The sequence below is a fragment of the Salinicola sp. genome (assembly GCF_982684285.1).
Map to the genome: position 1 here is coordinate 1 of NZ_CEXLVS010000120.1, position 12148 is coordinate 12148.

11 protein-coding genes are annotated in these 12148 nt (G+C 66.7%); 5 read left to right on the plus strand and 6 right to left on the minus strand.

The genetic code is table 11. The features are described from left to right. Positions 1–132 precede the first annotated feature (132 nt). The 5 genes from rplJ (at position 133) to tal (ending at position 6131) form a co-directional block, all read left to right on the plus strand. Positions 133–660 carry a 50S ribosomal protein L10 gene (gene rplJ, locus AC3AYF_RS11820; protein ID WP_487779763.1) on the plus strand — a complete coding sequence of 176 codons (528 nt, stop codon included), beginning with the start codon at positions 133–135 and terminating at the stop codon, positions 658–660. Between the two features lie 65 nt (positions 661–725). Continuing rightward, the gene (gene rplL, locus AC3AYF_RS11825; RefSeq protein WP_487779764.1) at positions 726–1832 is read left to right on the plus strand and encodes a 50S ribosomal protein L7/L12; all 1107 of its coding nucleotides are present in this window, start codon (positions 726–728) and stop codon (positions 1830–1832) included. Positions 1833–1892: 60 nt separating this feature from the next. Beyond that, positions 1893–3368, plus strand: a complete 1476-nt coding sequence (locus tag AC3AYF_RS11830; RefSeq protein WP_295041099.1) for a mannitol dehydrogenase family protein — start codon at positions 1893–1895, stop codon at positions 3366–3368. Between the two features lie 70 nt (positions 3369–3438). Continuing rightward, positions 3439–4926 (plus strand): xylulokinase, encoded by a 1488-nt coding sequence (gene xylB / locus AC3AYF_RS11835; RefSeq protein ID WP_487779772.1) that lies wholly within the window; start codon positions 3439–3441, stop codon positions 4924–4926. A 248-nt stretch (positions 4927–5174) separates the two neighbouring features. Continuing rightward, entirely contained in the window at positions 5175–6131 is a 957-nt protein-coding gene (gene tal, locus AC3AYF_RS11840; RefSeq protein ID WP_487779765.1) for a transaldolase, read from the plus strand. 410 nt (positions 6132–6541) lie between these two features. Here tal and AC3AYF_RS11845 read toward each other — a convergent pair whose 3' ends face one another. From AC3AYF_RS11845 to AC3AYF_RS11870, 6 genes are all read right to left on the minus strand, one after another. Continuing rightward, entirely contained in the window at positions 6542–7537 is a 996-nt protein-coding gene (locus AC3AYF_RS11845; protein WP_487779766.1) for an LLM class flavin-dependent oxidoreductase, read from the minus strand. Positions 7538–7681: 144 nt separating this feature from the next. Then, entirely contained in the window at positions 7682–8386 is a 705-nt protein-coding gene (locus tag AC3AYF_RS11850; protein ID WP_487779767.1) for a hypothetical protein, read from the minus strand. A gap of 19 nt (positions 8387–8405) precedes the next feature. Next, entirely contained in the window at positions 8406–9203 is a 798-nt protein-coding gene (locus AC3AYF_RS11855; RefSeq protein WP_487779768.1) for an SDR family oxidoreductase, read from the minus strand. Next, entirely contained in the window at positions 9190–9885 is a 696-nt protein-coding gene (locus tag AC3AYF_RS11860; RefSeq protein ID WP_487779769.1) for an iron-containing redox enzyme family protein, read from the minus strand. Before AC3AYF_RS11860 ends, AC3AYF_RS11855 begins: the two co-directional genes overlap by 14 nt. A gap of 31 nt (positions 9886–9916) precedes the next feature. Then, positions 9917–11395, minus strand: a complete 1479-nt coding sequence (locus AC3AYF_RS11865) for an AMP-binding protein (protein ID WP_487779770.1) — start codon at positions 11393–11395, stop codon at positions 9917–9919. Further along, the gene (locus tag AC3AYF_RS11870; RefSeq protein ID WP_487779771.1) at positions 11388–12035 is read right to left on the minus strand and encodes a thermostable hemolysin; all 648 of its coding nucleotides are present in this window, start codon (positions 12033–12035) and stop codon (positions 11388–11390) included. The genes AC3AYF_RS11865 and AC3AYF_RS11870 overlap by 8 nt, the downstream gene beginning before the upstream one ends. Positions 12036–12148: the final 113 nt, after the last annotated feature.

The window sequence follows — 12148 nt, forward strand, 5'->3', positions numbered from 1 at the left end:
CGTGGTGGGCAAGGCGAAGCCGGCGGTCTCGAAGGGCATCTATCTCAAGAAGATCTCCATCTCCACCCCGATGGGTCCGGGCCTCCGGATCGATCCGTCGAGTGTGCAGGCGGCGGCCTAGGAGGACGAGGCGTGCTGACCCGAGCGCAGAAGGAGCAGCAGGTCGACGAGCTTCGCGAGAAGCTCGGGCGGGCCACCTGCGTCTACGTGGCGGACTACCGCGGCATCGATGTGACGTCGGCCAATCAGCTCCGGAGCCGCATCCGCAAGGAGGGCGCCGGCGACTACGAGTACCGGGTCATGAAGAACAGCGTGGCGCGGCGCGCGGTGACGGACACGCCCGCGGCGGAGTTGGCCGAGAGCTTCGCGGGCCCGACCGCCGTCGCCATCTCCTACGGCGACCCGGTGGGCCTCGCGAAGATCCTCGTCGACTTCGCCAAGGAGCACGAGGTGTTCGAGCTGCGGGCCGGCGTGCTGGACGGCCGGGCCGTCGAGCCCATCGAGATCGGGACGCTCGCTACGCTGCCGTCGCTGGATGAGCTGCGCGGCATGCTCGTCGGGCTGCTGCAGGCGTCCGCCACCAAGCTGGTGCGGCTCGCGTCGGAGCCCGGCGCACAGATCGCCCGCGTGCTGTCGGCACGCGGCAGCGAAGAAGGTTGATTCGCGGACGACGTCCGCCAGAAACGCCCGATTCACCGGGCCTGGAAAGGCAGAGGGTCGAAGAAATGGCTGATTTGAACGCGATCGTGGATGAGCTCTCCGGCCTCACGATCATGGAAGCCGCGGAGCTCGCGAAGCTCCTCGAGGAGAAGTGGGGCGTGTCCGCAGCAGCGCCGGTGGCAGTGGCCGCCGCCGCGCCCGCCGGGGCAGCCGCCGAGGAGAAGACCGAGTTCGACGTGGTCCTCATCTCGTTCGGCGACAAGAAGATCCAGGTCATCAAGGAGGTGCGCGTCATCACCGGTCTCGGTCTCAAGGAGGCCAAGGAGCTGGTGGAGAGCGCCCCTAAGGCGATCAAGGAAGGCATAGCGAAAGACGCGGCCGAGGAGATCAAGCAGAAGATCGACGAGGCGGCCCAGACGCTGGGCATCCAGCATCTGCTCGAACGCAAGCCGCGCGAACTCTCCGGCGGGCAACGTCAGCGTGTCGCGCTGGGCCGGGCGATCGTGCGCGATCCTCAGGTCTTTCTGATGGACGAGCCGCTCTCCAACCTGGACGCCAAGCTGCGCGTCGACATGCGCGCCGAGATCGTCAAGCTGCACAAGCGCCTCAACGTCACCACCTTCTACGTCACCCACGACCAGGTCGAGGCGATGACCATGGGCGAACGCATCGTGGTGATGAAGGATGGCAAGATCCAGCAGATCGACACGCCGATCAATCTCTACGAGTTCCCGGCCAACCGCTTCGTGGCCGGATTCATCGGCAATCCCTCGATGAACTTCCTGCCCGCCAAGCATGTCGATGGTGTCGCGAGCGGCGATGGCTATCGGCTCTCCCTCGACGCTGCCCATCGTGCCACCATGGCGTCGCGGGGGGCGGTGGACGTCTGGGCCGGTATCCGCCCGGAACATCTTCGCCTGAGCGATGCGGACGCGACCAATCGTATCGAGGGCACGGTGGATGTGGTCGAGACGCTGGGCGCGGTGACCATGGTGCAACTCAGCGTGGGCGAGCACGCCGTTTCGGCCCAGCTCCCGGGCCATCGGAAGGTGCAGCTCGGCGACACGCTGACGCTGACCTGCGATAGCGACAAGCTGCATCTGTTCGACAGCGAGAGCGAACTGGCCATCGCCCGCGAGTCGACGGCGGCGCCCTCGGCCGCGGAAGCCTGACCGATACCGTGGCGTGTTCGCAAGATCACCCACGGCAGTGACTTTTTCAGGAGAAACGTTATGGCATCGTTGAATTCGGCGGCGCTCGACCAGCTCGATGGCAGCGTCGCCAAGCCGTCCTACGACCGGGCCCAGGTCACGCCTGGCATCGTGCACTTCGGTGTCGGCGGCTTCCATCGCGCCCACCAGGCGATGTATCTCGACGACCTCATGAACCGGGGCGAGGCGCTGGACTGGGGCATCGTCGGCGTCGGGGTCATGCCCGGCGATCGTCGCATGCAGGCGGCGCTCTCCGCCCAGGATCATCTCTATACCCTGGTGATCAAGCATCCCGAAGGCGAGTACCAGGCGCGGGTCATCGGTTCGATCATCGACTATCGCTACGCGCCGGACGATATCGAAGGCACCCTGGAGCTGCTGGCGGATCCGAAGATTCGCATCGTCTCGCTGACGGTGACCGAGGGCGGCTACAACTTCCACCACGTCACCGGCGAGTTCGATCTCGGCAACTCCGATGTCGAGCACGACCTGGCCTCGCCGAAGACGCCCAGGACCACCTTCGGCATCGTCGCCGAGGCGTTGGCGCGACGCCGCGAGCGGGGCATCGAGCCGTTCACGGTGATGTCCTGCGACAATATCCAGGGCAACGGCGAAGTCGCGCACAAGATGTTCGTGGCCTATGCCCGGGCGCGTGACGCTGAACTGGGTGACTGGATCGATGCCAACGTCCAGTTTCCCAACTCCATGGTCGATCGCATCACGCCGGTGACCACCGATGCCGACATCGAGGAGATCGGAAGCCGGTTCGGCATCGAGGATCGCTGGCCGGTGGTCTGCGAACCCTTCACCCAGTGGGTGCTGGAGGACCATTTCAACGCTGGCCGTCCGGCCTACGACCAGGTAGGCGTGCAACTGGTCGAGGACGTCATGCCCTACGAGCTGATGAAGCTGCGCCTGCTCAACGCCAGCCATCAGGCACTGACCTATTTCGGCTACCTGGCCGGCTATCGCTACGCCCATGAAGTGTGCCAGGACCCGCTGTTCGTCGACTTCCTGCTCGATTACATGAACCGCGAGGGCACGCCGACGCTGCGGCCGGTGCCGGGGGTCGATCTCGACGACTACAAGCGCACCCTGATCGCGCGCTTCGCCAATCCGGAGATCAAGGACACCCTGGCGCGGCTTTGCGCCGAGAGTTCCGATCGCATTCCCAAGTGGCTGCTGCCGGTGATTCGGGAGCAGCTGGCCCAGGGAGGGGAGATCCATCGCAGCGCGGCGGTCGTCGCGAGCTGGGCGCGCTATGCCGAGGGGGCCGACGAGCAGGGCGAGCCGATCGCGGTGGTCGATCGCCTCAAGGACGAGTTGATGGCGATCGCCAAGCGCAACCGCGACGAGCCCACCGCGTTCATCGAGAACCGTCAGCTGTTCGGGGATCTGGCCGACGACGAGCGGTTCCGCTCGGCCTATCTCGATGCGCTGGATCGTCTCTACCGCGATGGCGCACGGGCCTGCGTCGAGCACCTGGTCGCCAATTGACCGCGGCGGTCGACGGGATGAGGCCGGCGCTGGCGCCGGTCTCGACGGAACTGATCAAGGGATGGATGTGATGTATATCGGCGTGGATTGTGGCACCCAGAGCACCAAGGTGGTGGTGGTCGATGGCAGCGACGGTCGCATCGTCGGCGAGGCCTCACGACCCCACAAGCTGGAGCAGGGCGACCACGGACGGCGGGAGCAGCGTGTCGAGGAGTGGACCGAGGCGTTCCGTGGTGCGCTCGACGAGGCGTTGAAGGATGCCGGTGTCGGGGCGGAGACCATTCGCGCGATCGGCATCTCCGGTCAGCAGCACGGCATGGTGGCACTGGATGGCGACGGCGTACCGGTGCACCCGGCCAAGCTCTGGAACGACACCGAGACCGCGGAGTGGAACGAACGACTGATCGACCGGCTCGGCGGCGAGCGGGGCTGCATCGACAAGCTGGGACTGGTGCTGCAGACCGGCTATACCGCCTCCAAGGTCGCCTGGCTGCGCGAGACCCATCCGCAGGCCTATCGCCGGATCGCCACGCTGCTGCTGCCCCACGACTACCTCAACTTCTGGCTGACCGGCGAGCGCGTTGCCGAACCGGGCGCCGCCGCGGGTACCGGCTACTTCGATACCCGGGCGCGTACCTGGCGGCGCGATGCCTTCGAGATCATCGCCCCGGAACTCGACTTCGACAGCGTGCTGCCCCGACTGATCGACTCCCGCGAGGCGGTGGGCAAGGTGCGGCCGGCGCTGGCCCGTGAGCTGGGCCTCAGCGACGACGTCATCGTCTCCAGCGGCGGCGGCGACAACATGATGGGCGCCATCGGCACCGGCAACATCGAGCCGGGACGGGTCACGATCAGTCTCGGCACCTCAGGCACCATCGCCGTTCATTCCGGCGAACCGGTGGTGCCGGACAACGCCATGGTGGCCAACTTCTGTGCCAGTCACGGTGGCTGGCTGCCGTTGATCTGCACCATGAACGTGACCTCGGCCACGACGACGTTGCGGGAGCTGGTCGGGCTCGACATCGACGGTTTCAACCGTGCCGTGGCCAAGGCGGAACCGGGGGCGGGCGGCATCACGCTGCTGCCGTTCTTCAGTGGTGAGCGGGTGCCGGCGCTGCCGCAGGCGCAGGCCAGCATGAGCGGCATGACCAGTTTCAACACCACGCCGGAAAACCTGTGCCGCGCGGCGGTCGAGAGCGCCACGTTCGGGCTGCGCTACGGGCTCGAGCTGCTCGGCCCGCTGGCGAGCGAGGCGACCCAGATTCGTCTCGTCGGTGGCGGCGCGAAGAGTCCGGTCTGGCGTCAGATCGTCGCCGACGTGCTCGATCTCGAAGTGGTCTGTCCGGAAGTCACCGAAGCCGCGGCCTTCGGGGGCGCCATTCAGGCACGCTGGTGCGACGATCGCGAGTCCGAGGTGGCACTGGATCAGCTCTGCCGGAACTGGGTCCGGCTGGACGAGGCGACACTGACCCGGCCACGGCCGGAAACGGTCGCCAGCTACGACGGCATCTACCGGCGCTATCGGGAAGCGCTGAGCCGGGAGTACGGCATCGCCTGATAGCCGCCCGTTCCAGCAGGGGAGGGGCATTGAAATCACCGTCTCTCCCCCTCATGAAGACAGGATCCGGGCGGTGATTCTTCGCGGGAATCCCACCTCGCGGGCATCCTGTCCGACCAGCAGCGACCCTGGTCATCGACGACCGGAAACACGGCGTGGGGCACGGCGACGGCCTCGCATCGGTGTTATGCTTTCAGAATCAGGATTGCGACGGGATGCAATCACACGCCACAACGATGGAGCGATTCATGACACAGCAACTCGACTCTCTCAAACAGCTTTCCATGGTGGTTGCCGATACCGGCGATCTGGATGCCATTCGTCGCTACCAGCCGCATGACGCGACCACCAACCCATCGCTGATCCTCAAGGCCTTCGATCTCGAGGGCTACCAGGCGCTGATCGACGAGACACTGGCGGCGGTCAAGTCCGACGTCAGCGACGCCGATGCCCGCGTCGAGGAAGCCGTGGACCGTCTGTCGGTGGCCATCGGCACCGAGATCACCAAGCTGGTGCCCGGACGGGTCTCCACCGAGGTGGCGGCCAAGCTCTCGTTCGACGAGAAGGCGAGCATCGACAAGGCCCATCACCTGATCGATCTCTACGAGAAGCAGGGCGTCTCCAAGGATCGGGTGCTGATCAAGCTGGCCTCGACCTGGGAAGGCATTCGCGCCGCCGAAAAGCTCGAGAAGGAAGGCATCAACTGCAACCTGACGCTACTGTTCTCCGACGCCCAGGCCCGGGCCTGCTTCGAGGCCGGTGTCTATCTGATCTCGCCCTTCGTCGGTCGCGTCACCGACTGGTACAAGAAGGCCACCGGCACCGAGTCCTACGCGCCGGACGAGGACCCGGGCGTCAAGTTCGTGCGCGGTGTGTGCGACTACGCCAGCCAGTACGGCTACGACACGGTGGTCATGGGTGCCAGCTTCCGTAACACCGATCAGATCCGGGCGCTGGCCGGCTGCAATCGCCTCACCATCTCGCCGGCGCTGCTCGAGGAGCTCGCCTCGACGGACGGGGAAGTGACGCGCAAGATCACCGACCAAGGCAGCGGTACCCAGCGTCTCGACCCGATCGGCGAAGCGCAGTTCCGCTGGGAGCACAACGAGGACGCCATGGCGACCGAGAAGCTGGCCGAGGGTATCCGCACCTTCGCCGCCGATCAGAAGAAGTTGGAAGGTTTGCTGGCCAAGCGATTGGGCTAAGTCTTCTCTTTCAAGCTCGATGCAGAGACACCCGGCCATATGCCGGGTGTTTTTTATTGTTGGACCGGACCTGGCTGATTCCCGAGTGAAGAGTGAGTCACTGACCGTGAATTAGCCATCCTCACCGTTGATTGGCGAGGGGGCTTAACGCTCGCCCCCTCGCCGCTCCCCCTCTATTGGCGTCGCAAGACCGCGAATTCTTGAGCGGAAAGCGCCTGCGCTTAGGGTCGGCGCGTACGGACATCCATGTCCTGACGCGCCTCGCGCGACATCCATGTCGCGCGACCCGGCTTGGCGCCTTCCGCTCAGCGCTGTCTTGAAGACGCCGCCGCGTCCCCCTGACCAGAGACGTCCTCTGTAACGAGGAGTGGGTCGAGCGTTTTAAAGCCGCGAGTCACGGCGTGGGTCGGTTACGCCTTCCTCCAGACATCCGCCAGGATCTCGTAGGACTTCACCCGTTCGGCGTGATCAAAACAGTCGGTGTTGACCATGATCTCGTCGGCGCCGGTGCGGTCCAGCAGCTCGTCCAGTTGCTGGCGTACGCTCTCGGGCCCGCCGACGACGGCGGCGCCCAGGTTCTGGGCCACCATGGCCTGCTCCTGGGGCGACCAGTCGAGGTTCTCCACCGGTGGCTGGGTCCGCGTGCTCTTGCCGCGAATCAGATTGAGGAATTTCTGCTGCTGGGTGGTGGCGAGAAAGCGTGCACGCTCGTCGGTGTCGGCGGCGATCAACGGGATGCCGATCATCGCGTGGGGCTTGTCGAGCACGCCTGGCTGGAAGCCTTCACGGTAGAGATGCAGCGCCTCGATCATGTAACCGGGGGCAAACTGACCGGCGAAGGCGAACGGCAGCCCGAGTCTGGCGGCGAGCTGGGCACTGTAGCCGCTGGAGCCGAGCAGCCAGATCGGCACATGGGTGCCTTCACCGGGAATTGCCCGTACCCGCTGGCCGGGCACGGTGTCGCCCAGGTAGCGACGGAGTTCGTCGAGGCGATCGGGAAAATCGTTGACCCCGGCGCGGGGGTCGCGACGCATCGCCTGCATGGTGATGCCGTCGGAGCCCGGCGCACGGCCGAGGCCGAGGTCGATGCGATCCGGGTAGAGCGTCGCCAGCGTGCCGAACTGCTCGGCGATCGCCAGCGGCGGATGGTTGGGCAGCATGATCCCGCCGCTGCCGATGCGCATAGTCGAGGTCGCCCCGGCGATATGGCCAATCAGCACGCTGGTCGCCGCGCTGGCGATCCCGTCGATGTTGTGGTGCTCGGCCAGCCAGTAGCGGTTGTAGCCCAGACGCTCGGTCTGCTGGGCCAGGTCGACGCTGCGGCGGAAAGTCTCCGCCGCCGTGCCATCGCGCGTGATCGGCGCCAGATCCAGCACCGAGAGAGGAGTATCGGCAAGTCGTGACATGAGCGTTCCCGTCAGGAAATGGATGGACGCTCGTTAGCGCCCTCATGATCTCCATCATGAGGGCTGTCGCGATGAATGCAACCGATACTCGCTGCCGACCTCCCCTTGATTCCGGTTTCCCGGACGTTGGAACGGGACGGGCGTCTAGATCTCCTGCAGCAATGCCTGAATGTCCCGACGACGCCCGGCGTCGGCCGTTTCCCGACCGGGACGCGGCGCAGCGGCCATGGCTTTCTCAAGCGCCTGGCGGGCCTGTGCATCGTCGCCCTCGTCGTGGAGGAACTGGGCCCAGAAGTAGTTGCTGTCGATCCCGTCGGGATTGAGACTCAAGCCCTTCCGCAGCAGCTCGCGCGCCTTGTCGTCGTCGCCGAAGCTCAGCGGCCAGCCGGGCACCTGGTGATAGAGCGTGCCCAGGCTGGTATAGGCCGAGCCGTCCAGCGTCGTCGGATCGATCGATAGTGCCTGCTCGAACTCGGAACGTGCCTCCTTGGCCAGGGAGAGCGCGCCCAGGCCGCCCTCCGCACCGGCCTGGGAGCCTCGGATGATGCCTGCCCAGGTGTGCAGCGCCGCGCTACCGGGTTGCGCTTTCAGCAGGGCCTGAGCGCGCTGGTAGAGCTGCTCGAAGGCATCGGCGCGCCGCGCTGCCGGCGTCTGGTACTGGATGTTGGCCCAGCGGCTCTGGAGCTCGTGCAGACCCGCGGCGACCGCTGTCGTCGACGCCGCACCCGCTGCCGGCGCCGTCGGGGGCTCGGCCGCCAGTCCTACCGGGCTGCCGGCAAGCGCGATGCCCGACGTCGTGGCGAGTGCCGTGGTGAGAGCCAGTACCTTCAGGAAGCGGTGTGCTGTCATGGTGATCTCCGTGTACGAATCATGACAATGGGGAGGGGCGACGCGCATGCTGCTGGATCGTCGACAGCCGCTTCTTGAGCGCGCGGTCGACGATGCCGGGCAGGATCCCGTTCAACCTGACCAGCAGGCACTCCGGCCAACCGAGCTGCCGATCACGAGCCTGGGTCTCGATGCCGCGAATCACGCCCGCCGCGACCTGGGCAGGTTCGTCGACGTGGTTGCCCAGCGCGGCATTGAGGGCGTCGGCGCGGTCGCTGTTCATGCCGGTGCGGGTGGCCCGGGGCGAGATGTGGAGCACCTGGACCGGCGTGTCGGCCAGTTCCCGGCGCAGTGCCTGGCTGAACCCGCGCAGGGCGAATTTGGTGGTGCAGTAGGCGGTGTAGCCGGGGTGGCCGATGGCGCCGAAGGCGGAGCCGAGGTTGACGATCCAGGCACTGTTCTCGTGCAGCAGTCGCGGTAGCAGCGCCTGCGTGAGCAGCAGGGTGGCTGTCACGTTGAGCTCCACCATCGACGAGACCGCCGCCGGGGACTGCTCGTCGAACAGCCCGAAGTGATTGACCCCGGCGGCGTTGACCAGCATGTCGATGCGCGTCTCCTCCGCGGTCTCGACCACCCGACGACGATCCTCGGGCTTGGTCAGATCGGCGGACAGCGCACGAATGCGCTCTGGCGCCAGCGTCGTCAGTTCCGTCAGCACGCCGGGGTTGCGCCCCACGATCAGTAGCCGCGCGCCGCGCTGCGCCAGCAGGGCCACCAGCTCCCGTCCGATACCGCCGCTGGCGCCGGTGATCAGGATGCGGCGATCAGACCAGCGCATGGCTCAGGCCCTCGTGGCTGGCGACATCGCCTGCATCCTGGCGGAGATTGCGGAACATGGCGCCGTAGAGCCGGTAGACCATGTTGGCGGCATCGATGATGGCTTGCAGGTCGGCGGGATCGTCGAGCCGGTTGATCTGCTCCTCGAAGAACGCCAGATGACCGATATCGAGGCTGCCGTGGGACTCGAGATAGCGGAAGGCGTCGGCGGGGAGACCCGCGCCGTCCCGCATCTGCTCGGCGGCCTGGGTGGCGATGGCGGTGCTGGTGCCCTCCAGCACGTGCACCATGCCGAAGAAGCCGACCGGATTGTCGTGGGTGATCACGTCACGAACGTAGCGCACCATCAGTTCGGTCGCCGGCGCCGGGGTAGCGCTGGCGACGGCGTCGGCGTCGCCGCCCAGCGCCCGGATGTCGTCCAGGATCCACTCCTGGTGGCCGTACTCTTCCTCGATGTACTCGACCAGCGCGCCGCGCAGCCACTCGAGGCGTGACGGCAGACGTGCGCCGCAGGCCATCATCAGCGGCACGGTCTGCTTGACGTGGTGATAGGCCTGGCCGAGAAACGCCAGATAGATCTCTCGGGTGATGTCGCCTGCCAGCGCCTGGCGGATGACCGGCGTGTCGAGCAGCCATTGGCGATGACTGGCGGTGGCGTGTTGCAGTGTTTCGTAGGGGGACATGATGTCGTCTCCTGAGACGTAGGCGGATCTCCTAGGCATCCGCCGATGGATAGGCCGGGCTGGTCAGCCAGGTGTGGTAGTGGTCGGCCAGGGCGTCGCGGCGCAGCCGGCCATTGGCGGTCGCCAGACCGTTTTGTGCGGTAAAGGGGGCGCTGCGCTGCCACAGCGAGACACGCGCGTAGTCGGGCAATCGGGCGTTGGCACTGGCCACGGCGTCCTCGATCTGGCGGTCGTTGACCCAGTCGCCCCGCGGTACCAGCAGGGCGCGGTTGACAGGCTGCGCTTCACCACTCACCCAGGCCTGGGCAATCGCGTGTTCGGCGGTCAGTTCGGCCTCGACCCAGGCCGGATCGACATTGCGACCGTAGGCGGTGATGAAGACCTGACGGCGGCGCCCCTTGAGCCTCAGATCCTCACCGTCCCACTCACCCAGGTCGCCGGTGGGCCAGACCGCCGGCGCCGGAGCGCTGTCACCCAGATAGCCCAGCATCAGATTGCCCTGGACCAGCACCTCGCCGTCGTCGGCCAGTCTGACCTCGACGTGAGGCAGCGGCCGTCCGACGCTGCCGAGGCGCGCTTCACCGGGACGATTGAGGGTGACGACGGAGGCGCACTCGGAGAGACCGTAGCCCTCGAACACCGGCCAGCCGGCGGCCTCCGCGCGTGCCAGCAGCGCGGGCGACACCGCCGCCCCGCCGACGGCGAAGAAGCGGCCAAAGCCGATGGGCGTATCGCCTTGCCGGGTGAGTAGCGCCGACAGCAGTTGCGGCACCAGAATCAGACTGTCCGGCGCCTGGCGGCTGATGACGCGCCAGCCGCTGGCACTGTCGAAGCCGCTGGCGCCCTGCCAGCCAAGGGAGGCCAGCGACGGCAGGCTGATGCTGCCTCCAAGCCATAGTGGCGCATAGATGCCGCCGATGTTCTCCAGCAGTGTCGCCAGCGGGAGTATCGCCAGGTGTCGGCGCACGTCGACGCTGGCGGCGACTCCGGCGAGACTCTCGGCGACCGTGAGCTGACTGTCGCTGCTCAGGCAGACCCCTTTTGGGGTACCGCTGGTGCCCGAGGTGAAGGTGATCTTGTGCGTGCCTGCGGGCAAGCCCGGTGGTGGCGAGATACCGCGACGTTGCCAGAGCGTGGCGTCTGTGTCGGCGCTGGCGTCCGGGATGGGGTCGAAACCCAGCGCGCTCGCCAGTGGCGCAGGGCCGATCAGGGTGTCGATACCTGCCTGGGCCACCAGGTGGGTCGACTGCGCCGGGGTGAAGAAGCCGGGCAACGGCACGTTGACGATGGCTTCCTGCATCATTGCCAGATCCCACAGCGCCCACTCGATGCCGTTGTCCAGCGCCAGGCCGACGCGTTGACTGCCGAGTCGACGCAGCTGTCGTGCGCGGGAATCGACGAGCGCCATCAGGTCGCCGTAGCGGATCGACCGGGTCTCGTCCTCCAGGGCGGTGCGGTCTGCAGCGTCATTGCCCAGCCTGCGGAGATGGTCCAGAAAGCGCTCACGCATGATCGATCTCCTTGAGATGCGGGGCCGCGGCTGGCACGGTAGTGGTGACGATGCCGCCTTGGGCCGGGGCGAGCCGGTGCCAGGCGGCGATCAGGTCGCCACCCATGACCCAGGGCCGATGCAGGTAGTAGTTGCCCCAGTCGCCTCGGGTGTCGCCCAGACGGGTCGGGTCGGCCTCCGCCACGCGGTGAACGTCGAGACCGAGGCGTCGGAAGCCGTTGCGCACCGTCGCCGTCGCGGTGAACGCCAGCCAGCGGCACTCCTCGGCGACGAGCGAATCGATCAGTGCCCGGATCAGCGCCACCATCATGCCCGGGCGCCGCGCCGCCAGGTTGCCGATTTCCGCCAGTGCGGTGCGCTCGACGGGCTGATCCAGCACGGCGGAGAGCGCATGCTCGATGGGGGTTTCCAGATAGCATTCGAGGAAGAAGGGCGAGGCGTCGGCGCGGCGAACGCCGACCGCTGCCTGCAGTCGATCGCCTTCCCACAGCCCGTAGAGCCGTGGCGCGAACTGGGCGATCGCGGCGCCATGCTGCTGCCGGTAGGTGTCGGCAATGAAGCGCTCGAGGGTGGCTCGCTCGCGATCGTCGCGACTCTCACGCCAGATGATGTTCGCCGCTGAGGCAGGTAGACCCGACATTCGGTAGCCCTTCGACAAGATGATGAGGGCCAGATTGACGGGCGGGGCTTAACGAAGTCTTACCCTGGCAAACGATGGGGCGTCTCTCGCCCATTTCGAACGGGGAGGGCGAT

What these genes read in the sequence shown, in the direction of transcription:
- rplL (WP_487779764.1), top strand. Translation starts at nt 726, where the DNA reads ATGGCTGATTTGAACGCGATCGTGGATGAGCTCTCCGGCCTCACGATC.
- AC3AYF_RS11830 (WP_295041099.1), top strand. Translation starts at nt 1,893, where the DNA reads ATGGCATCGTTGAATTCGGCGGCGCTCGACCAGCTCGATGGCAGCGTC.
- xylB (WP_487779772.1), top strand. Translation starts at nt 3,439, where the DNA reads ATGTATATCGGCGTGGATTGTGGCACCCAGAGCACCAAGGTGGTGGTG.
- tal (WP_487779765.1), top strand. Translation starts at nt 5,175, where the DNA reads ATGACACAGCAACTCGACTCTCTCAAACAGCTTTCCATGGTGGTTGCC.
- AC3AYF_RS11845 (WP_487779766.1), bottom strand. Translation starts at nt 7,537, where the DNA reads ATGTCACGACTTGCCGATACTCCTCTCTCGGTGCTGGATCTGGCGCCG.
- AC3AYF_RS11850 (WP_487779767.1), bottom strand. Translation starts at nt 8,386, where the DNA reads ATGACAGCACACCGCTTCCTGAAGGTACTGGCTCTCACCACGGCACTC.
- AC3AYF_RS11855 (WP_487779768.1), bottom strand. Translation starts at nt 9,203, where the DNA reads ATGCGCTGGTCTGATCGCCGCATCCTGATCACCGGCGCCAGCGGCGGT.
- AC3AYF_RS11860 (WP_487779769.1), bottom strand. Translation starts at nt 9,885, where the DNA reads ATGTCCCCCTACGAAACACTGCAACACGCCACCGCCAGTCATCGCCAA.
- AC3AYF_RS11865 (WP_487779770.1), bottom strand. Translation starts at nt 11,395, where the DNA reads ATGCGTGAGCGCTTTCTGGACCATCTCCGCAGGCTGGGCAATGACGCT.
- AC3AYF_RS11870 (WP_487779771.1), bottom strand. Translation starts at nt 12,035, where the DNA reads ATGTCGGGTCTACCTGCCTCAGCGGCGAACATCATCTGGCGTGAGAGT.